This is a genomic window from Hyphomicrobium sp. (assembly GCF_009026145.1).
GTDB lineage: Bacteria > Pseudomonadota > Alphaproteobacteria > Rhizobiales > Hyphomicrobiaceae > Hyphomicrobium_A.
The window spans coordinates 45,321-64,477 of sequence record NZ_WBUE01000013.1; the positions used below are offsets into that span (position 1 = coordinate 45,321).

Below are 19,157 nucleotides of genomic sequence, written 5' to 3' on the forward strand. Positions count from 1 at the left end.
CGGGCGGAGCTCAGGTCCGCTCGCCGCCAGCGTACTGGTAGACCGTTTCGCCCGCAACCAGCGTGCGCAGCACGCGCCCCTGCATCTTGCTCTCATCGAACGGCGTGTTCTTGGAGCGCGAGCGCAAGAGGTCCTTGTTCACCACCCACGGCTCGCCGGGGTCGAACAGGATGATGTCGGCAATGGCGCCTTTGGCGAGGCGCCCCGAATGCAGCCCGAGCAGCTTGGCGGGGTTGATGGTGAGGGCGCGCAGGATGCTCATCAGCGGCAGTTCGCCGGAATGGAAGAGGCGCAGCGCGGCCGGCAGCAGCGTCTCGAGGCCGACGGCTCCGTCGGTCGCCTCCGCGAACGGGCGCCGCTTGTCGTCGGCGTCCTGCGGATCATGGCTCGAGACGATGACGTCGATGTCGCCCGATGCGAGTCCGCGGATCATGGCCGCGCGATCATCGTCCGAGCGCAGCGGCGGGCGCATTTTGAAGAAGGTGCGGTAGGGCCCGATGTCGTTCTCGTTCAGCGTCAGGTGATTGATCGAAACCCCGCACGTCACCGGCAGCTTGCGCGCCTTGGCTGCGCGGATCACCTCGAGGCTTTCGGCGCAGCTGATGGTCGCCGCGTGGTAGCGCCCGCGCGTCATCTCGACGAGGCGCACGTCACGCTCGAGCATGATCGTCTCGGAGGCCTTGGGCACGCCCGGCAGGCCGAGCCTTGCTGCCACCTCTCCCGAGTTCATCGCCCCGCTGGAGGCAAGGTACGGGTCCTCCGTGTGGTGCACGATAAGGGCGCCGAAATCCTTGGCGTAGAGCAGCACGTTGCGCATGATGCGCGTATTGGCCACCGAGGTCTTGCCGTTGGAGAAGGCGACGGCGCCGGCCCGCTTCAAGAGGCCGATCTCGGTCATCTCCTCGCCTTTGAGGCCCTTGGTCATCGCCGCCATGGTGTGCACGTGCACGATGGCGTTGTCGCGCGCACGGCGCTGAATGAAGTCGACGAGCGCCACCTGGTCGATGACCGGGTTGGTCTCCGGCATCACCACCATGGTGGTGACGCCGCCCGCCGCCGCCGCGTGGCTGGCAGTCTTCAACGTCTCGCGGTGCTCAAAGCCCGGCTCGCCGGTAAATACCTGCGCGTCGATCAGGCCGGGTGCCAGCACGTGACCCTTGCAGTCGACCACGTTGGCGCCGTCCGGCGCGTTGCGCCGCAGGTGTGGGCCGATGTCGGCGATGACGCCCTCGCGCACCACGAGGCCACCCGGCTCGTCGCGGTTCGCTGCCGGGTCGACGATGCGGGCATTGATGAATGCCGTTGCCGCGGCGGACTTGGCGTCGCGGTAGGGACGTTTGGCGGCGGTCGTTGCTGCGTTCATCGTTTTGGCAGGTTGCGGGCCAGCGCCTCGAGCACCGCCATGCGCACGGCGACGCCCATTTCCACCTGCTCGCGGATGACGCTCGACGAATGGTCGGCGACGGTCGAGGCGATCTCGACGCCGCGGTTCATGGGGCCGGGGTGCATGACGATGGCGTCCGGCTTGGCGCGCGCCAGCTTTTCGTGATCGAGGCCGAAGAAGTGGAAGTATTCGCGCGTCGACGGCACGTACGAGCCCTCCATGCGCTCGCGCTGCAGGCGCAGCATCATGACGACATCGGCTCCCTCCACCGCCTTCCACATGTCGGTGAAGACCTCGGCGCCGAGGCGCTCCGGTGCGGGTGGCAGCAGCGTCGAGGGGGCGGCGATGCGCACGCGGGCACCGAGCGCGTTCAAGACGATGATGTTGGAGCGGGCAACGCGGCTGTGCAGGATATCGCCGCAGATGGCGACGACGAGCCCGGCGATGCGTCCCTTGGCGCGGCGGATAGTGAGTGCGTCGAGCAGGGCCTGCGTCGGGTGCTGGTGCGAGCCGTCACCGGCGTTGATCACCGAGCAGTCGATCTTCTGCGCCAGGAGCTCGACGGCGCCGGCGGCGTGATGGCGCACGACGATGATGTCGGGGCGCATGGCGTTGAGCGTCATCGCCGTGTCGATCAGGGTCTCGCCCTTCTGCACCGACGAGGTCGAGACGTTCATGTTCATCACATCGGCGCCGAGGCGCTTGGCGGCCATCTCGAAGGAGGACTGCGTGCGCGTCGAAGCTTCGAAGAAGAGGTTGATCAGCGTGCGCCCGCGCAGCAGGTCGCGTCTTTTGCCGGTTTGGCGATTGTCGTCGGCGGCCTTGTCGGCGAGGTCGAGAAGAAAATTGATCTCGGACGCGCCGAGCCCCTCGACGGTGAGGAGATGGCGATGCGGAAAGTGGAGCGCCTCGACTTTGGCTACTGCATTGGTCATTAAAGGCGTTTGTATAGGCAGAGTCCGCGCCGCGGGCAACCGCGTTGCGCACCCTTCCCGCGCTTGAGCTGGGGAATTCGTTAAGGTCCGGTAGCGCACCGCAGCCGCGAAAGGCGATAAACTGGCCCGATGACCACCCGATCTACAACGCATGAGGTGTTCAATCAGCCGCCTCCGTTCGAGGACGTGAACCTTTATGCCTCGGATGCCGCGCTCATCGACGCCGTGGAGCGCGAGGGCGGCGGCCATGCCGCGGCCGCGCTCGACGTCTTCGGCCAGGTGACGGGAAGCGCCGAGGCCTTCGAGCGCGGGCGTCTCGCCAACGAGTACACGCCCAAGCTGTCGACGCACGACCGGCAGGGGCGCCGGCGCGACACAGTGACCTTCCATCCCGCCTACCACACGCTGATGCGCACCAGCTGCACCGAGGGCCTGCATAGCTCGGTCTGGGCACATCTCGCCAAGAAGGGTGGCGCGCGCCGCCAGGGTGCGCACGTCGCCCGTGCCGGGGCCTTCTACATGGCGGCGCAAATGGAGGCCGGGCACTGCTGCCCGATCACCATGACCAACGCCGCTGTGCCGGTGTTGCTGCAGGAGCCGGGTCTGGCTGCAGAGTGGCTGCCACGCATCCTTCCGCGCGACTATGACCCGAGCTTCGCGCCCGCCAGCACTAAGACCGCCGTTACGCTAGGCATGGGGATGACCGAGAAGCAAGGTGGCACCGACGTGCGCGCCTCAACGACGGTGGCCGAGCCGGTCGCCGGCGGCGCCCCCGGGGGCGAGTACCGCATCACCGGGCACAAGTGGTTCTTGTCGGCGCCGATGTCCGATGCCTTCCTGGTGCTGGCGCAGGCCCCGGAAGGTCTCACGTGTTTTCTGATGCCGCGCTTCCTTCCCGACGGAAGCGTCAATGCGCTGCACCTGCAGCGCCTGAAGGACAAGCTCGGCAACCGCTCGAACGCCTCCTCCGAGGTCGAGTTTCACGGCGCCTATGCGCGCGCCATCGGCGAGGAGGGGCGCGGCATCGCCACCATCATCGAGATGGTGACGCACACGCGGCTCGACTGTGCCGTTGCCTCCGCCGGGCTGATGCGCCTGGCACTCGCCAACGCCATCCACCACGCCGAACACCGCACCGTGTTCCAGAAGAAGCTCGTCGATCAGCCCGTGATGCAGCAGGTGCTGGCCGACATGGCGCTCGACGTCGAGGCGGCGACGGCGCTCGCCTTCCGCCTTGCCCGCGCCTTCGACCGCGCCGAGGACGCGCGCGCCTCCGCCTGGCGGCGCCTGATGACGCCGGTGACGAAATACTGGGCGTGCAAGATCGCGCCGCCGATGGTCGCCGAGGCGATGGAGTGCCTGGGCGGCAACGGCTACGTCGAGGAGGCGCCGCTCGCGCGCCTTTATCGCGAGGTGCCGGTCAACTCCATCTGGGAGGGTTCGGGCAACGTCATGGCGCTCGACGTGGCGCGCGTGCTGCAGCGCGAGCCGGCGGCCGTGCAAGTTGTCATGGACGAGCTGCTCGCCGCTGCCGGCGACGATCAGCACCTGCGCCGCGCGCATCAGCGCCTTGAAGCCATGCTGCAGGAGCCGAAGCTGCTCGATGCCCGCGGCCGTACGCTGGTCGAGGCGCTGGCCGTGCTGGCCGCTGCCACAATCCTGCGCGCGCACGCCCCGCCGGCAGTGGCGGACGCGTTCATCGCCACGCGCATCTCCGGCGACCCGCGGCAGACCTATGGACAGGGGCTCGAGCACGCCGACGTGCGCGCCGTCATCGACCGCGCCTCACCAAATAAGGTATGAGCGATAGTGAGTAGCGAATAGAACGGCACCCTATTCGCTACTTGCTATTCGCTATTCGCTGTCAGGTGAACAGCCAGGAGGAGACGCCGCCGCGGCGCGCCAGGTCCGCCATCTCCGCGTTCAAGCTATCGAACACCGCCTGGGTGGCGAGCTCCGGCAGCCATGGGGCGCCGTCGGTGCGCTTGCGATAAGGACCCATGAGCTGCCGCCACATGTCCTCGTCGAGCCGCCGCTCGGGAGGAATGCGCGGCGGTAGGCGCCGCAGCCCGCTCTGCGCGGCGAGCCAGGCATAGGCCGCCTGCCACACATCCAGCGGCGCCGCCATGTTGTGCCGGCCCTTGAGCTGGGTGATGGCGAGCATGCCGGCCTCGCGCGAGTGCGGGCCGATCTCTAAGGTCGCCACGTGCTCGCGCTCCCGGCGGATGGAGAACAGCCGGCAGCGGTCATCGGCAAGGCGTTCGGCATACTGGTCGGCGCAGTTCTGCATGGCGCGCGCCTCAGCTAGGATCTCCGCGCGGTCGAGCAGCGGCACGAACGTATAGCTGCGCACTTGTCCGCCCGATAGCCACGGGTCGGTGAGCACACCGGGGCCGAGCTGCAGCGTCAGGCGCATGCGGTTGAGCCAGCTCTTTGCCGCGCACAGCGCCGTATCGAAGGCGATCTCCGGGCGCCATGGCACGACGATGAGGCCGTGCGCGCGCGTCTGCGTGGCGCGCGAGTGCCAGGCGTAGGCGGCGAGCACGCCGAACATCTGCTCCGGTCTGCCCGGCTCGCCGAAGATCGTCTGATCGGCGAGCCACAATGCGAAGTCCTCGTGGCAGGCCTTGGCGCCGAAGGCGACCGAGTCGAGCCATAGCGCGCTGTGACTGGGCGCCGCCGGCAGGCGCGTGGCGACGCGGCGCGTGAAGCTTTCGCTCGACGGCACGGGAGCGATGACCTTCTGGAACGCTTCGGGCGGCAGCCGCCGCAGCCACAATGGCAGGTCCAAAGTGCGCGCCACCGTTTTCAGCGCCGCGCCCTCCTCGATGAGTGCGATGGCGGCGTCACGCTGCTCTTGCGAGCCGCGCCGCGTCGCCAGTGCGTACAGCGCGCCGGGAAAGACCACCGCCAGATCGGCGAGGCGGGCCGAGGAGCGCATCAGCCGGCGCACCTCGCGGCGCGCGGGATAAGCGAAGCGACCGGCATAGCTCTCGCGTTCGTCAGAGAGCTGCGGCAACAGCACGGTGCGGCGCTGGTCGATGCGCTGCCGAAGGAGTTTCGTCACCTGCGACATGTACTGATCCACTTCGCCATCGGGCCGACGAGCCCAAGCGATGGCGTTACCTAGAAGAGTCGCAGGCTATTGCGGCATGCTTGGGACGGTCGAGGTGCAATCTCTGACTAGCGTGGGTGAGAGTTAATGCCACGGGCCCGATCAGCTCTTCATCCTGCGCATGCGATCGAGCGCACCCTGCAGGATAATTGCGGCGGCGAGCTTATCGATGACCTGCGCGCGGCGGCGCCGGCTCGCGTCAGCTTCGAGCAGCGTGCGCTCGGCGGCGGCCGTCGATAGGCGCTCGTCCCACAACAGGATTGGTAACTCGCTCAGCGCGTTGAGGTTGCGCGCGAAGGCGCGCGTCGCCTGCACGCGGGGGCCGGCCGTCCCGTCCAGATTGGTCGGCAGGCCCAGCACGAAGCCGTCGATGCGATGCTCCGCGGCTATGCGCAAAAGCTCGGCGGCGTCGTCCTTGAACTTCGTCCGGCGGATGACGGTGAGCGGCGAGGCGATGGTGCGCGTGATGTCAGACAGGGCGAGGCCGAGCGTCTTGGTACCCGCATCGATGCCGATGAGGGGAGCCCGCGCGCCCAGTTTCGCCGCGAATGCCTCGATATCCTCCAGCGTTTCTCCGGACATCCGCTCGCCCGTCGAGTTTGCCATAAGGGGAGCCTGCCCGTTGTTGCCGATCCGGGCTTCCTTATACTCCGCGCCGGTTGCGGAAGGCCAATTTGCCTTAGGGTGGGAGAACCGGCGGCGCGCGCGGGACGCGCCGCCGGTATCAAAAGGTAGGCGTGCGTGCAGAAGAAGCAGATGCCGGCAGGCGGCGCGATGGACGAAGCCGTGGCGCCGCGCGCAGCCATGCAGACGCGGCAGGGCAACGCCGGCGTCCTGGCCCTATTCGCCGCGACGGCGTTTCTTTCCGCCTTCCTGCTGTTCGCCATTCAACCGATGTTCGCCAAGATGGTGCTGCCTGTGCTCGGCGGCTCCTCCTCAGTGTGGGCGGTGGCGCTGCTGTTCTTCCAGGCTGCACTGCTCATCGGCTACGGGTATGCACATTTGTTGATGCGGCACGTGCCGGCAACCTCGACCGGCTTCGTGCACCTCGCTATTGCCCTCGTCGCGCTCATCACACTTCCGGTGGGCCTGCCTGAAGGCTGGCGCGAGCCGCCGGGCGACCCCTACTTGTGGCAGCTGGGGCTGTTCGGCGTCGCGGTCGGCCTGCCGTTCGTCGCCGTCGCCGCCAACGCACCGCTGCTGCAGGCTTGGTTCGCGCGCTCGGGCCACCCGCACGCCAAGGATCCCTACTTTCTTTATGGCGCCTCGAACCTCGGCAGCCTCATCGCGCTCTTGGGCTATCCGTTCGTGCTCGAGCCCGCCTTCGGGCTGACGGCGCTGAGCCGCTACTGGGCGCTGCTCTACATCGTGCTCGTGGTGGCGATCGGCGCCTGCTTCGCGCTCGTGCGTCGCCGCGCCTCCGCGGCGCCGGTGTCAGAGCAAGCCGCCGAGGCGGTGCCCGATGCAACCCCGACGTGGCGCGACCGCTTGGCTTGGTGTGGCCTCGCGCTGTTGCCGGCGGCCCTGCTCACGGCCTTCACCACCCATATCGCCACCGACATCGCGTCGGCGCCGCTGCTCTGGGTGCTGCCGTTGGCGCTCTACCTTCTGACGTTCGTGCTCGCCTTCCAGACGCGGCTGCCGCTGCCGATGTGGCTCCTGCTCCCGCTGCAACTCGCCGCCGTCATCTTCGCATTGCTCGAGCTGGCGCAGGTGAAGCACGACAAATGGGTGCTGACCAGCGGCGCCGGTGTTGCTGCCTTCTTCCTCGCCGCGCTTGTTGCTCACCGCACGCTCTACCTCGCCCGCCCGCGCGCCCGCTATCTCACCGAGTTTTATTTTTGGATGTCGTTCGGCGGCGTGCTCGGCGGGCTGTTCGCGGCCCTCATCGCCCCGCGCCTGTTCTCCGAGGTGTTCGAGTACCCGCTGCTCATCGCGCTGTCGCTAGCCTGTAGGCCCGGCGTATTCGGCCAGCCTGCCGCGTCGACCAAGAACGAGCTCATTTGGATCTTCGGCATCTTTGCCGCCGGCCTTCTCGCCATCTGGCAGGGTCCGCTGCTCGCCGCGCGCTACGGCTACTCGTTCGGCGAGTGGGGGACGACGCCGGTGATTGCGCTGGTCTTTGCCGTCGCCGCCGTCGCCTTGTGGGGGCACGGCGCCCGACAGCTGACGGCCGCCCTGATGATGTTCGCCGCCGTCGTCATGCTGCCCTCGGCGGTCAAGCGCGGCCAGGCGCAGCGCAGCTACTACGGCGTCTATCGCGTCAGCCTGTCTGAAGGCGACGACTTCAACGTGTTGACGCACGGCACGACGCTGCATGGCGCGCAACGCCTGCGCGGCCTCGACGGCAAGCTGATCTCCGATGTCACCCCCGGCACCTACTACTATCCGGGGAGCCCGATGGCGGAAGCGGTGAAAATCACCCAGGCGCGTCTCGATGCCGAAGGCGAGCTCGGCCGCTTCGGCGTCATCGGCCTCGGCGCCGGATCGCTCTCCTGCTATTCGCGCAAGCACGAGGCGTGGCGCTTTTTCGAGATCGATCCCATCGTCGTCGACATCGCGGCGAAGTCGAACCACTTCACGTTCCTCGCCAACTGCCAGCCGAAGCTCGACGTGGTGATCGGGGATGCGCGCCTGACGCTGGCCAAGGAGGAGGACAGCAGCTTCGACCTCATCATCGTCGACGCCTTCACCTCCGACGCCGTTCCCGTGCATTTGATGACGGCGGAGGCGCTGCAACTCTACGCCAAGAAGCTCACCGACCACGGGGTCGTGGTGCTGCACATCTCCAACCGCTACCTCGATCTCGATTCCGTCCTCGGCGCCACCTTGCCGCTGGTTCCCGAGCTGAAGGGGCTGATCGTCTCCGATGACAAGGCGGACGGCTCCTACGCGCAGAACACCTCGACCATCGCCGTCTTCGCCAAGGACACCCTTGCGCTCGACGCCTACCGGGCACTCGAGGGGGCGCAGGACTTCCATGCCGGCGGGGTGTCGCCGTGGACGGACGATGCCTCCGACATCCTCGGCCCCTTCCTGTCGCAGTGGCGCCGCTCCTAGCCTCGCGCCGCCGGCGCAAGTTGCGCCAGACCCCCGCCTGGGGCTAAGAGTGCGGGCGCTTTTTTCGAAGCGACGCTCAACAGCAACGGCGAGGAGCCATGCGGGTCGACGAGACGACGGTCCGGCGCATCGCGCGCCTAGCGCGCATCAAGATATCCGACGAGGAGGCCAAGGGCCTCGAGGCGGAGCTGTCCGGCATCCTCAACTGGGTGGAGCAGCTCAACTCGGTCGACACCTCCGCCGTCGAGCCGATGACGCGCGTCGTCCCCATCGAGCTCAAGAAGCGCGCCGACGTGATCAACGACGGCGACATCGCCGACGACGTCGTGAAGAACGCGCCGATGGTCGAAGACCATTATTATGTGGTGCCCAAGGTGGTGGAGTAGCGCGCCCGTGACGGAACTGACCAAGCTCACCATCGCCGAGGCGCGCGACAAGCTGCGCAAGAAGGAAATCTCCGCCGCCGAGCTGACGCAGGCGTTCGTCGAGGCGATCGAGGCCGCCAACCCCTCGCTCAACGCTTACGTGCTGCCGACGCCGGAGCTGGCGCTGGCGCAGGCCAAGGAGAGCGACAAGCGCTTGAAGTCGGGCGACGCGCGCCCGCTCGAAGGTTTGCCGCTCGGCAACAAGGATCTCTTCTGCACCGCCGGTGTGCGCACCACCGCGTGCTCGAAGATCCTCGACGACTTCACGCCCACCTATGAATCGACCGTCGGTGCCAACCTGTGGAACGCCGGCGCCGTCATGCTCGGCAAGCTCAATTGCGACGAGTTCGCCATGGGCTCATCGAACGAGACGAGCGCCTTCGGCCCGGTCGTCTCTCCGTGGCGCCGCAAAAAGGATGGCAAGCTGGCGAGCGACAAGCTCGTGCCGGGCGGCTCCTCCGGCGGCTCTTCCGCCGCGGTCGCCGCCGACCTGTGCCTTGGCGCAACGGCGACCGACACCGGCGGCTCCATCCGCCAGCCGGCGGCGCTCACCGGCACCGTTGGCATCAAGCCCACCTACGGGCGCTGCTCGCGCTGGGGCATCGTCGCCTTCGCCTCGTCCCTCGATCAGGCCGGTCCGCTGGCCAAGACAGTGCGCGACGCCGCCATCATGCTGCGCACGATGGCGAGCCACGATGCCAAGGATTCCACCTCGGTCGAGACGCCGGTGCCGGACTACGAGGCGGCGTTATCCCAAGGCGTCAAGGGCCTGCGCGTCGGCGTGCCGAAGGAGTACCGCGTCGAGGGCATGTCGAAGGAGATCGACAAGCTGTGGCAGGAGGGCGTTGCCTGGCTGAAGGCGGCCGGCGCCACCATCCACGACATTTCCCTGCCGCACACCAAGTACGCGCTCCCCGCCTACTACATCGTCGCCCCCGCCGAGGCCTCCTCCAACCTCGCGCGCTATGACGGGGTGCGCTACGGCCTGCGCGTGCCCGGCAAGGACCTCATCGACACCTACGAGAACACGCGCGCGGCGGGCTTCGGCAAGGAGGTGCGCCGGCGCATCCTCATCGGCACCTACGTGCTCTCGGCCGGCTATTACGATGCCTATTACCTCAAGGCGCAGAAGGTCAGGACGCTCATCAAGCGCGACTTCGACGAGGCATGGAAGTCGGTCGACGTGGTGCTGACGCCGACGACGCCGTCGCCCGCTTTCGGCTTCGGCGAGAAGACCGGCGATCCCATCGCCATGTACCTGGAGGACATCTTCACCGTGACGGTGAACATGGCCGGCCTGCCCGGCATCTCGGTGCCGGCGGGGCTGTCGGGCGAGGGAACGCCGCTCGGCCTGCAGCTCATCGGCAAGCCGTTCGACGAGGCGACGCTGTTCCGCGCCGCGCAGGCGATCGAGGATGCGGCCGGCCGCTTCGTCGTTCCGGAACGCTGGTGGGAGGACGCTGGCGCCAAGCCGGCGCCGGCCAAGGCCGCGGCGGCGAAGCAGGCAGTCGGCAAGCGCAAAGCCGGGAGCAAAGCCAGATGAGCGGGCGTAAACCGCATGAGTGCAAGGACATGGCCGAGGTGCGGGCCGAGATCGACCGCATCGATGTCGCCCTCGTCGACCTCATCGCCGACCGCTTTGGCTACGTCGACCGCGCCTGGCAGTTCAAGACCAACCCCGGTGAGGCGCACGTTCCCTGGCGCATCCAGCAGGTGATCGACAAGGTGAAGGCGCGGGCCAAGGAGAGAGGGCTGCCGCCGGAGCTCACCGAGGCGCTGTGGCGGCAGATGATCGGCTGGTTCGTGCAGTACGAGGAAGAGAAGCTGCGGCGCCAGCTCGAGGGTAACGGTGGGCGGGGGGCATGAGTTGGAAATCGTTCCCTTCGATCCCACGACGCTGATCAAGATCGCGCTGTTCAACCCCGTCGTCATCGCCGTCGCCTTCCTCATGGGACGCCGCGCCGACCAGTGGCAGAAGCTCATTATCGCGGCCTTTGCCGCTTCGCTGTGCGGTTTCGTGCTCTACTGGCTGGTGGCCGCCATCGGCGTGATGCCGGTGCACGCGTTGGGCGGCGAGGCCGCCATTCTGCTGATGCAATTCATCTTCGGCCTCGTGTGGGCCGGCCTCGGCTATTGGCTGGTGCCGCTGCGCCGCTGAACCGGTTCTCTGCCTCCGATCTGATGCCAAGCTGCAACGCGACGCGACACTTCGCGCCGGCATGCTTGTTCGCGCGCGCAATTCACCACACTATCCGTTGCCGGATCGAAAATCGGGGGGACGATGCTTCCGCGCGTGCAGGCATTGGCGTTCATCGCCGTGCTCGTTCTTGGGCTCGCGTCGGGGGCGGCGCGCAGCGATCCGGCGCTCGACTATCTCGAAAGTCTCAAGGGCAGCAGCGAGCGCTACAAGGCGCCGAGCGAGCTCGATCATCGCTACACCGTCGCTCTTTACGTCAACGCGGCCGGGGCCGGTCCGTGGCGCCAGCGCATGTGGGTCTTGCAGCGCGATGGGATCGGCGCGCCGTGGCGGCTCGCCATGTGGGACGCGGCGCACTGGAAGAAGGCCAAGCTCGCCGAGGGCGAAACGCCGTCCTATAGCTGGCCGGTGTCCACCGGGCGCTACTACCGCGGCGACCCGTTCTCCGGGCCGACGCCCACGGGGGTGTTCGCGCTCGATGAGCGCAAGTGGCGCTACGGTCGCGGCTACACGGCGCCCGGCATGATCCACACCATGTACATCGACTTTCACTACGATAGCGGGCGCCGCTCCGGCGTCGCCTTTCACGGCACGCTCCCCGGCCGCTATCGCCGGCTCGGTAGCATTGACTCGCACGGCTGCATCCGCATGAAGCAGAATAATGCCGCCGCGCTCTTCGACCGCATCACCGGCCGCGACAAGGTGCTCCCTGCGGAGCTGCGCTGGGGGGAGGTGCCGCGCTTCTGGCAGTCCGAAAAGGGCCAGCGCCGCCTCGGCTATACGCGCGACGGCAGCATGCATCCCGCCGAGGCGCTGGTCGCCGACCTCGGTCTGATGCAGGCTTCGGCGAGGAGCATCTCCGACGCGGAGCGTCCCGCCGTCCTGACCAAAACCGGCTTTCGCGCCATCGCCGTCATCTTCGAAAACTGAAGCCGCCCCCCTGCCGCCTGAAAAGTGCCATTTCTTTTCGGCACTCACCTTTGCGCGGGGACGAGGTTCAAGACGTCGTCCGGGGGTAATGCGTAATGACGGAGTTGAACGCGGCACAGATGCGGCCTGCGAAGGGCGCGCTCGTGATCAACCGCGGCGTGACGATCATCGGGGCCCTGTCGCTCGATGGGCCAGTGACAATAGAGGGGACCATCGACGGGGAGGTGCGCTGCTCGAACCTGCAGATCACCGAGCGCGGCGAGGTCGAGGGCCTCATCGTCGCCGACAAGGTGGTGGTGCTCGGCGAGTTCTCGGGCGCCATCTATGCCCGCGAGCTTGTTCTCGGCGCCGGCTGCGCCGTCGAGGGGCAGATCTACCATAAGAAGCTGGTGCTCGAGGAGGGCTGCTATTTCGAGGGCCAGTCGCGCCGCCACGGCGATCCGTTGAAAATCGCCCCGTTGCCGTTGGAGGTGGAGGAGGCGGGCGAAAGCGCCGCCTAGCCGCGCGGCTTGCCCCGGAGGGCGCCCTGCGATAACGAGGGCGCGCGAAGGAGCATCCCCCATGCAGGACACGGCTACGGCCAGCAAAGCTAGGAACCTGATCGAGGGCGCTACCGGCCCCTGGGAGGTCATCGTCGGCCTCGAGGTGCACGCGCAGGTCGCTTCCGCCTCCAAGCTGTTTTCGGGCGCCTCTACCGAGTTCGGCGCCGAGCCCAACAGCCACGTGTCGCTGGTCGATGCGGCGATGCCGGGCATGCTGCCGGTGATCAACGCCGAGTGCATCGCGCAGGCGGTGCGCACCGGGCTCGGGCTCAGCGCCAAGATCAACTTGAAGAGCGTCTTCGACCGCAAGAACTACTTCTACCCCGATCTGCCGCAGGGCTATCAGATCAGCCAGTACAAGCAGCCGATCGTCGGCGAGGGCGAGGTCGAGATCGACGTCGACGGCGAGACGCTCAAAGTCGGCATCGAGCGTTTGCACCTGGAGCAGGACGCCGGCAAGTCGATCCACGACCAGCACCCGGACTATTCCTACGTCGACCTCAACCGCTCCGGCGTCGCCCTGATGGAGATCGTGTCGCGGCCCGACATGCGCTCCTCCAAACAGGCGCAGGCGTACGTGTCGAAGCTGCGCACCATCCTGCGCTACCTCGGCACCTCGGACGCCGACATGGAGAAGGGTAACCTGCGGGCCGACGTCAACGTCTCGGTCCGGAAGCCCGGCGCCAAGCTCGGCACGCGCTGCGAGATCAAGAACGTCAACTCTATCCGCTTCATCGGCCAGGCCATCGAGACCGAGGCGCGCCGCCAGATCGACATTCTCGAAGCGGGCGGTGCCATCGACCAGGAAACGCGGCTGTTCGACCCGGGCAAGGGCGAGACGCGCTCCATGCGGAGTAAGGAGGAGGCGCACGACTATCGCTACTTCCCCGACCCCGACCTGCTGCCGCTCGAGCTGACGATGGAATACGTCGGCGAGCTGGAGAAGAACCTGCCCGAGCTGCCCGACGCCAAGAAGCGGCGCTTCATAAAGGACTACGAAATCACGGACTACAACGCTGGCGTTCTAGTTTCGGACAAGGCGCTCGCTGAATACTTCGAGGCTGCTTGCCAGGAAGCAGAGAAACAGAACACGGATGCCGCCGATATCATTGCGAACTGGGTTATCAATGAGGTGCTCGGCCGCCTTAACAAGGACGGGTCGTCCATCGAAAAGTCGCCGGTCTCGCCTGCTCAACTTGGGTCAATTGTTGCTTTGATCGGAAGGGGTACCATCTCGGGCAAGATCGCCAAGGATCTGTTCGAGATCGTGTGGTCGGAGGGCGGTGACCCGGCCGAGATCGTCGAAAAGCGCGGGATGAAGCAGGTGACCGACACCGCCGCCATCGAGAAGGCGGTCGACGAGATCATCGCCGCCAACCCCGACAAGGTGGAGCAGGTGAAGGCTAAGCCGACCATGCTCGGCTGGTTCGTCGGTCAGGTGATGAAGGCCTCGGGGGGCAAGGCCAACCCGCAGGCGGTCAACGAGATCCTCAAAGCGAAGCTCGGCATCTAGTGATGGCGGCCCGCACAGCGCTGACGGCGATTCGTGCGGTGGCACTCGCCGTCGTGCTTCTCAACCTTGTTGGCGCAGCACGCGCAGAGCCGCCGGCGCTCACCAAAGAGCAGGCGGAAGCGCAGGCGGCGTATGACAAGGCGCTCGCCGACTTCAAGGCGATCCTCGCTCAGCGGCGGGCGCAGATCGACGCCAAGAAGAAGCTGCCGAACCTGCCGGGGCAGGCCGTCTACCTCGCCCGCATCAAGGTGATCTCAACCTACAAGGACCTCACCGACGCGCTGCCGGAGCGCATCGGCCGGCCCAACAAGTTCGGCGTTCCCCCGGCCTACTTCGACGCCGACATCGAGCCGCTGATCGAGGAGTACGCGGCACTGTTCAAGATCATGCAGGCGCCGCCCGCCAACGCGCAGGTCTCGCAGACGCCGTTCGAGGACGTCGCCCGCCTCGGCACGGCGATCGCGCGCGCCAAAGGCCTCGATGCCAAGACGGCGGAGGTGGCGGGCCGCATCAGTCTTGGCATCTTCTTCGCCGAGACCAACGGCAACCAGAACATCGGCAATGCCCGCTCCAACACCTACAAGGGCAGCCTGCAGACGGGCACCTCGGAGGATCGCAGCGGACGCAGGAAGTGGGCGGCGATCAAGCCGAAGGTCGCGGCGCTCGATCCCGAGCTGGCCGCCCGCGACGACAAGGAGGAAGCGCGCGTCGGCAAAGGCGACCAGCGCTACAATCACTGGACGGCGGTGCGCAACGGCCTGATGAACGCCCACGCCGACCTCTTCGCGCAGCTGCCCGAGATCATGCAGATGCTGCCCAACGAGATCGACCAGATGAAGGTGTTCCAGCTCATCCAGCTCATCCCGGGGCCGACGCGGGAAGCGCTCAGGTCCGGCAACTTCGAGGCCTATCGCATCACGAGCCCGAAGATCATGGGCTATCTGCGCAACAACTCGATCTTCACCTTCGGCAAGGTGGACCGGGCGAGGAAATCGGCGACCTTCCGCGAGATCCTCGACGCCATGTGGCTGTTCGATTCCAAGTTCGAGAAGGCGCGCGCCAAGTTCACCGAGATCAAGGCCGCTCAGCGATAGTAGCGGCAGCAGGTGCCAAGCAGGTCTTGGGCCTAGCGAGTATCGTTCAGGCGAAATCCCACGCGCCATAGCCGACGACGCTGTGCTTGTCGCCGGCAGTGTCGCCCGAATTGCACAAGGCGATCCGCTGGATCGCCAGGCCGCGCCGGCCGGCTTCGATCAAGGCGCCACGGATACCAAGATGCCCGCAGGCATCGGCTGGCCCGATGGCACGCTCGTCAAAGTCCTCGATCGCCTCGGCTGTGCGCCTATCACGGTGGCGGGCTGCCTCGTAGTCCTCGTAGTGCGAGAGGTCGGAGCTTACGACCAGCAGCGTCTTGTCGTTCCAAACCTCGGCGATCGCTGCGGCAACGGCACGGGCGGACGTCAAACCGAAGAGCAAGGGAACGATCGGCACCGTGCCGAAGATCGCCTGCAGAAACGGCAGTTCAACCTCGATCGCGTGGTCCTGCTCGTGCGCGGCGTCATTGATCACGACGCGGGCTTCGCTGACCAGCGCCTGCACGGCGTCGACGTCGACGGGCAACTCGCCAAGTGGCGTCGCGAAAGAGATGTGCGATGGCGCGGCGATCCCGTTGAACGCTACGAAATGCGACGGGCCGACGATCACGCAGCGGTGGAACCGGTTCTTCGCGTTCGGCACACGGGCGAAGGCCCGCGCAGCGACGGACCCAGAGTAGACATAGCCTGCGTGTGGGACGATGATAGCCGAGAGGCCGGGCCGTTCGCCGCTCCGCGCGGATGCGAGGAGGCCCGACACTGTGCGGCTCAGGTTTGCCACCGATCCCGGGTAAAACGATCCGGCAGCAACCGCGACTCGCGAGGCCTGAGCTGTGAGCTTGTGAGGCATGCCGCGGCGCCTCCTTCAGCGCTGCGCATGTTTGAACACTATGACCGATACCGAGCAATTGAAAGGCGTCGCTGGCCGTTACTGGCACCGTCTCGAGGACGGCCGCATACAGTGCGATGTCTGCCCACGCTTCTGCAAACTCAACGAGGGCCAGCGCGGTTTGTGCTTCGTGCGCGGCCGGCAAGGCGACCAGATCGTGCTCACTACCTACGGGCGCTCCTCGGGGTTCTGCGTCGATCCGATTGAGAAAAAGCCGTTAAACCATTTCCTCCCCGGAACGCCCGTACTTTCGTTCGGCACGGCCGGCTGCAACCTCACCTGCAAGTTCTGCCAGAACTGGGACATGTCGAAGGCCCGTGCGATGGACCGGCTGCAAGACGAGGCCTCACCCGAGGATATCGTGCGCGCCGCGGTTGCCAGCGGCTCGCGCTCCATCGCTTACACGTACAACGACCCCGTCATCTTCCTCGAATACGCGGTGGATGTCGCCAAGGTGGCTCGCCAGCACGGCATCAAGAACGTCGCCGTCACAGCGGGTTATGTCAGCCCGGGGGCACGCGAGGAGCTCTTCAGTTGGATGGACGCGGCCAACGTCGACCTGAAGGCCTTTACGGAGGAGTTCTATAGGCGGCTTTGCACCGGGCATCTTGGCGCCGTCCTCGAGACGCTCGAGTATCTAAAGCGCGAGACCACCGTTTGGTTTGAGATCACAACCCTCCTCATACCTGGACACAACGACGGCGCGCAGGAGGTCAGAGAGTTGAGCGAGTGGGTGCTGGCGAAGCTAGGGCCGGACGTGCCGCTACACTTCACCGCCTTCCACCCAGACTACAAGATGCTCGACGTGCCGCGCACGCCGGCTCGCACACTCATCCGCGCGCGTGACACAGCGCTTAAGGCGGGGCTCCTCTACGTCTACACCGGCAACGTGCACGACGAGCGAGGTGGAAGCACCTACTGCCCACGCTGCGGCACGCGCGTAATCGGCCGTGACTGGTACGAAATTACCGCGTGGCGGCTCACCGCAGACGGCTGCTGCAGCGCGTGCGGCACGCCGATTCCCGGCGTCTTCGAGGCAAGCCCGGGCGACTGGGGCCAGCGGCGCATGCCAATTCAGATTGGCGATGGGTACGGCGCCGTCGCTGGGCTTTGATCCCCTCTCGTGGGCCATTCACCCCACAGGTACGATCGGGTGAGCTCTATTGGCGAGGCAACAGAAGGGGCATAGGTACCGGCAGATGAACGACGACGCACGCCAATACGCGCCGTCCGCGGCACGCAATCGCGACCCGATCTGGAATGTGCTGGCCCCGCATATGCCGCCGCGCGGGCTGGTGCTGGAGGTAGCGAGCGGCTCGGGCGAGCACACCCTGCACTTTGCGCGCGCGAGCGGGCCGGAGCTCATCTTCCAGCCGAGCGACCCCGATGCTGCGGCGCGCGCCAGCATCGATGCCTGGGCGGCGGCATCGGGGCTGGGCAACATCCGTCCGGCGGTCGTGCTCGACGCCGCCGCCGATGCCTGGCCCGTCGATCGCGCCGACGTCGTCGTCTGCATCAACATGATCCATATCTCGCCGTGGTCGTCGGCAGTTGGCCTCGTGCGCGGCGCGGCGCGGGTGCTGCCGGCCGGGGGGCTCCTCTTCCTCTACGGCCCATATCGGCGCTCCGGCGCGCACACGGCGCCGAGCAACGCGGCTTTCGACCTGGATCTGCGCCGGCGCAACCCCGCGTGGGGCGTGCGCGATCTCGAAACCGTGGCCGATCTCGCTGTCGCGGCCGGCTTTGCTGCGCCGCACATTGCGCCGATGCCGGCCAACAATTTCTCTCTCCTCTTCCACCGCCGGCCCTGAACCGTTCCAATCCATCGGCAAACGCGCGTGTGGGGCGCTAGCGATAAGTGCCCCTTTGCCCCTGGCGCGGCTTGAAGTGTGCGGGCGCATGCTTACGTGAAAGGCGAGAAAGCATGCCCTTAGGGCATGGCTGTCGACCATAGGAGGTTGGCACATGAATCGCTTCTCGACCTTCTGGCAGGATACGTTGAACCTCGTGCTCGGAGCGGCGCTGCTCGTCTCGCCCTGGGTGCTGGGCTTTGCGTCGGAAACGACGCCGACGTGGAATGCATTCATCGTTGGAGCCATCATCGCCGTTCTGGCGCTCGCCGCGCTGTTCGCCTTCCAGGTTTGGGAGGAATGGGTCAGCGGGGCCCTTGGCGCTTGGCTGATCATTGCACCCTGGGTGTTGGGTTTTGGCACCCACGCCACGGCCCTCTACACCCACGTGCTGATCGGCATCGCCACGCTCGTCCTGGCGTACTGGTCCACCAGCGAGCACGGCCATCATATGGCCGCCGGAGGCTGACGACGCAGTCGGGCGGGCGCTCGTTGCCCGCCCGACGTCTTGGTTGGTGATGCGCGGCGCCATGGCTGAACGGCCGTGGCGCGCGCGCACTCCGTCGCGCCACTCTTTCGAGGGAGGCGAGGTCATGCGCTTCGAGGAGACCAAGGGCCATTTCGGCTTCCACCTCAAGGGCGGTCGGGACGAGCCGCATCCCTGCGATCTGGCGGTACAGTTCTACGTCAGGTCGAGCGCCTTGAGCCGGCAAGCGGATCTCGCCATATCGCCGGCCCTGTGGAGCGCGGCTGAGATCGACCGCTTTATCGATGAGGCGATCGCCGACCTGCAGGCGGTGCGCATGGATGCCAAGGGCATGCTTGGCGGTGCGCAGGGCTAGCCGCGGTCCACGTGTCCCAAGGAGCGCTGCGGGGCAACACGATCGCGCACCAGCCGCTTGAGCTCCTTGATATCGGGGATGTGGCCCATTTCCTTGCGCGACCAGACGAGGTCGCCATCGACGCGAACTTCGAAGACGCCGCCGGTCACATCCGGGGTGAGCATGACGGTGCCGAGCTCCTCGGCGAAGGTCGTCATCAGCTCCTGCGCCATCCAGCCGGCCCGGAGGCCCCAGCCGCACAGTCTGCAGTAGGTGATCTCGACGGTTGGGCTTCTTGGCATGAATGCTTTCGCGTGGGCAGGGACGGCTGCGAGCAAGCCCGCTAGCGGTGCTGCTTAGGACATGCGGGTCAGCCCAACATAGACCAGCCCGACAGCGGCG

At 66.7% G+C, this 19,157-nt stretch carries 20 protein-coding genes; 14 read left to right on the forward strand and 6 right to left on the reverse strand.

Annotated features, from left to right (window positions below):
- Positions 1-10: 10 nt before the first annotated feature.
- Both F9K20_RS11635 and F9K20_RS11640 read right to left on the reverse strand, forming a co-directional pair.
- Positions 11-1,363: a dihydroorotase gene (locus tag F9K20_RS11635; RefSeq protein ID WP_291001575.1), complete on the reverse strand. Its 1,353-nt coding sequence runs from the start codon at positions 1,361-1,363 to the stop codon at positions 11-13.
- Entirely contained in the window at positions 1,360-2,319 is a 960-nt protein-coding gene (locus F9K20_RS11640) for an aspartate carbamoyltransferase catalytic subunit (protein WP_291001578.1), read from the reverse strand. The genes F9K20_RS11635 and F9K20_RS11640 overlap by 4 nt, the downstream gene beginning before the upstream one ends.
- 129 nt (positions 2,320-2,448) lie before the next feature.
- Between F9K20_RS11640 and F9K20_RS11645 the strand changes: the two genes are divergently transcribed.
- Positions 2,449-4,122 carry an isovaleryl-CoA dehydrogenase gene (locus F9K20_RS11645; RefSeq protein WP_291001581.1) on the forward strand — a complete coding sequence of 558 codons (1,674 nt, stop codon included), beginning with the start codon at positions 2,449-2,451 and terminating at the stop codon, positions 4,120-4,122.
- Positions 4,123-4,183: 61 nt separating this feature from the next.
- Here F9K20_RS11645 and F9K20_RS11650 read toward each other — a convergent pair whose 3' ends face one another.
- Entirely contained in the window at positions 4,184-5,395 is a 1,212-nt protein-coding gene (locus F9K20_RS11650) for a hypothetical protein (RefSeq protein ID WP_291001582.1), read from the reverse strand.
- 141 nt (positions 5,396-5,536) lie between these two features.
- Positions 5,537-6,040 (reverse strand): Holliday junction resolvase RuvX, encoded by a 504-nt coding sequence (gene ruvX / locus F9K20_RS11655; protein ID WP_291001584.1) that lies wholly within the window; start codon positions 6,038-6,040, stop codon positions 5,537-5,539.
- A gap of 135 nt (positions 6,041-6,175) precedes the next feature.
- Between ruvX and F9K20_RS11660 the strand changes: the two genes are divergently transcribed.
- From F9K20_RS11660 to F9K20_RS11700, 9 genes are all read left to right on the forward strand, one after another.
- The gene (locus F9K20_RS11660; protein ID WP_291001586.1) at positions 6,176-8,494 is read left to right on the forward strand and encodes a fused MFS/spermidine synthase; all 2,319 of its coding nucleotides are present in this window, start codon (positions 6,176-6,178) and stop codon (positions 8,492-8,494) included.
- A gap of 98 nt (positions 8,495-8,592) precedes the next feature.
- Entirely contained in the window at positions 8,593-8,880 is a 288-nt protein-coding gene (gene gatC / locus F9K20_RS11665; RefSeq protein ID WP_291001588.1) for an Asp-tRNA(Asn)/Glu-tRNA(Gln) amidotransferase subunit GatC, read from the forward strand.
- A gap of 7 nt (positions 8,881-8,887) precedes the next feature.
- Entirely contained in the window at positions 8,888-10,462 is a 1,575-nt protein-coding gene (gene gatA, locus F9K20_RS11670; protein WP_291001590.1) for an Asp-tRNA(Asn)/Glu-tRNA(Gln) amidotransferase subunit GatA, read from the forward strand.
- On the forward strand, positions 10,459-10,785 hold the full coding sequence (locus tag F9K20_RS11675; protein WP_291001593.1) for a chorismate mutase: 327 nt from the start codon (positions 10,459-10,461) through the stop codon (positions 10,783-10,785). Before gatA ends, F9K20_RS11675 begins: the two co-directional genes overlap by 4 nt.
- A 1-nt stretch (position 10,786) precedes the next feature.
- Positions 10,787-11,077, forward strand: coding sequence for a phosphatidylglycerophosphatase (locus F9K20_RS11680; RefSeq protein WP_291001595.1), 291 nt, complete (start codon positions 10,787-10,789; stop codon positions 11,075-11,077).
- A 123-nt stretch (positions 11,078-11,200) separates the two neighbouring features.
- Positions 11,201-12,046, forward strand: a complete 846-nt coding sequence (locus tag F9K20_RS11685; RefSeq protein ID WP_291001598.1) for a L,D-transpeptidase — start codon at positions 11,201-11,203, stop codon at positions 12,044-12,046.
- Between the two features lie 95 nt (positions 12,047-12,141).
- Positions 12,142-12,546, forward strand: coding sequence for a polymer-forming cytoskeletal protein (locus F9K20_RS11690; RefSeq protein ID WP_291001601.1), 405 nt, complete (start codon positions 12,142-12,144; stop codon positions 12,544-12,546).
- A gap of 61 nt (positions 12,547-12,607) precedes the next feature.
- Positions 12,608-14,101, forward strand: coding sequence for an Asp-tRNA(Asn)/Glu-tRNA(Gln) amidotransferase subunit GatB (gatB, locus tag F9K20_RS11695; protein ID WP_291001604.1), 1,494 nt, complete (start codon positions 12,608-12,610; stop codon positions 14,099-14,101).
- A 2-nt stretch (positions 14,102-14,103) separates the two neighbouring features.
- Positions 14,104-15,195, forward strand: a complete 1,092-nt coding sequence (locus F9K20_RS11700; RefSeq protein ID WP_291001606.1) for a hypothetical protein — start codon at positions 14,104-14,106, stop codon at positions 15,193-15,195.
- Positions 15,196-15,241: 46 nt separating this feature from the next.
- Here the strand turns inward: F9K20_RS11700 and amrB are convergent, their stop codons facing one another.
- The gene (amrB, locus tag F9K20_RS11705) at positions 15,242-16,045 is read right to left on the reverse strand and encodes an AmmeMemoRadiSam system protein B (RefSeq protein WP_291001608.1); all 804 of its coding nucleotides are present in this window, start codon (positions 16,043-16,045) and stop codon (positions 15,242-15,244) included.
- 40 nt (positions 16,046-16,085) lie between these two features.
- On the opposite strand from amrB, the gene amrS reads away from it, so the two are divergent.
- The 4 genes from amrS to F9K20_RS11725 all read left to right on the forward strand — a co-directional run bounded on the left by amrS (position 16,086) and on the right by F9K20_RS11725 (position 18,776).
- Complete coding sequence (gene amrS, locus F9K20_RS11710; RefSeq protein WP_291001611.1) at positions 16,086-17,198, forward strand: AmmeMemoRadiSam system radical SAM enzyme; 1,113 nt, start codon at positions 16,086-16,088, stop codon at positions 17,196-17,198.
- A gap of 85 nt (positions 17,199-17,283) precedes the next feature.
- Entirely contained in the window at positions 17,284-17,895 is a 612-nt protein-coding gene (locus F9K20_RS11715) for a DUF938 domain-containing protein (RefSeq protein ID WP_291001614.1), read from the forward strand.
- A gap of 154 nt (positions 17,896-18,049) precedes the next feature.
- Positions 18,050-18,403 (forward strand): SPW repeat protein, encoded by a 354-nt coding sequence (locus F9K20_RS11720; protein WP_291001617.1) that lies wholly within the window; start codon positions 18,050-18,052, stop codon positions 18,401-18,403.
- A 61-nt stretch (positions 18,404-18,464) separates the two neighbouring features.
- Positions 18,465-18,776 (forward strand): hypothetical protein, encoded by a 312-nt coding sequence (locus F9K20_RS11725; RefSeq protein WP_291001620.1) that lies wholly within the window; start codon positions 18,465-18,467, stop codon positions 18,774-18,776.
- Here the strand turns inward: F9K20_RS11725 and F9K20_RS11730 are convergent.
- Complete coding sequence (locus F9K20_RS11730) at positions 18,773-19,057, reverse strand: SelT/SelW/SelH family protein (protein WP_291001623.1); 285 nt, start codon at positions 19,055-19,057, stop codon at positions 18,773-18,775. The two genes, F9K20_RS11725 and F9K20_RS11730, sit on opposite strands and share 4 nt — an antisense overlap.
- Positions 19,058-19,157: the final 100 nt, after the last annotated feature.

What these genes read in the sequence shown, in the direction of transcription:
- F9K20_RS11635 (WP_291001575.1), bottom strand. Translation starts at nt 1,363, where the DNA reads ATGAACGCAGCAACGACCGCCGCCAAACGTCCCTACCGCGACGCCAAG.
- F9K20_RS11640 (WP_291001578.1), bottom strand. Translation starts at nt 2,319, where the DNA reads ATGACCAATGCAGTAGCCAAAGTCGAGGCGCTCCACTTTCCGCATCGC.
- F9K20_RS11645 (WP_291001581.1), top strand. Translation starts at nt 2,449, where the DNA reads ATGACCACCCGATCTACAACGCATGAGGTGTTCAATCAGCCGCCTCCG.
- F9K20_RS11650 (WP_291001582.1), bottom strand. Translation starts at nt 5,395, where the DNA reads ATGTCGCAGGTGACGAAACTCCTTCGGCAGCGCATCGACCAGCGCCGC.
- ruvX (WP_291001584.1), bottom strand. Translation starts at nt 6,040, where the DNA reads ATGGCAAACTCGACGGGCGAGCGGATGTCCGGAGAAACGCTGGAGGAT.
- gatC (WP_291001588.1), top strand. Translation starts at nt 8,593, where the DNA reads ATGCGGGTCGACGAGACGACGGTCCGGCGCATCGCGCGCCTAGCGCGC.
- F9K20_RS11675 (WP_291001593.1), top strand. Translation starts at nt 10,459, where the DNA reads ATGAGCGGGCGTAAACCGCATGAGTGCAAGGACATGGCCGAGGTGCGG.
- F9K20_RS11685 (WP_291001598.1), top strand. Translation starts at nt 11,201, where the DNA reads ATGCTTCCGCGCGTGCAGGCATTGGCGTTCATCGCCGTGCTCGTTCTT.
- F9K20_RS11690 (WP_291001601.1), top strand. Translation starts at nt 12,142, where the DNA reads ATGACGGAGTTGAACGCGGCACAGATGCGGCCTGCGAAGGGCGCGCTC.
- gatB (WP_291001604.1), top strand. Translation starts at nt 12,608, where the DNA reads ATGCAGGACACGGCTACGGCCAGCAAAGCTAGGAACCTGATCGAGGGC.
- F9K20_RS11700 (WP_291001606.1), top strand. Translation starts at nt 14,104, where the DNA reads ATGGCGGCCCGCACAGCGCTGACGGCGATTCGTGCGGTGGCACTCGCC.
- amrB (WP_291001608.1), bottom strand. Translation starts at nt 16,045, where the DNA reads ATGCCTCACAAGCTCACAGCTCAGGCCTCGCGAGTCGCGGTTGCTGCC.
- amrS (WP_291001611.1), top strand. Translation starts at nt 16,086, where the DNA reads ATGACCGATACCGAGCAATTGAAAGGCGTCGCTGGCCGTTACTGGCAC.
- F9K20_RS11715 (WP_291001614.1), top strand. Translation starts at nt 17,284, where the DNA reads ATGAACGACGACGCACGCCAATACGCGCCGTCCGCGGCACGCAATCGC.
- F9K20_RS11720 (WP_291001617.1), top strand. Translation starts at nt 18,050, where the DNA reads ATGAATCGCTTCTCGACCTTCTGGCAGGATACGTTGAACCTCGTGCTC.
- F9K20_RS11725 (WP_291001620.1), top strand. Translation starts at nt 18,465, where the DNA reads ATGGCTGAACGGCCGTGGCGCGCGCGCACTCCGTCGCGCCACTCTTTC.
- F9K20_RS11730 (WP_291001623.1), bottom strand. Translation starts at nt 19,057, where the DNA reads ATGCCAAGAAGCCCAACCGTCGAGATCACCTACTGCAGACTGTGCGGC.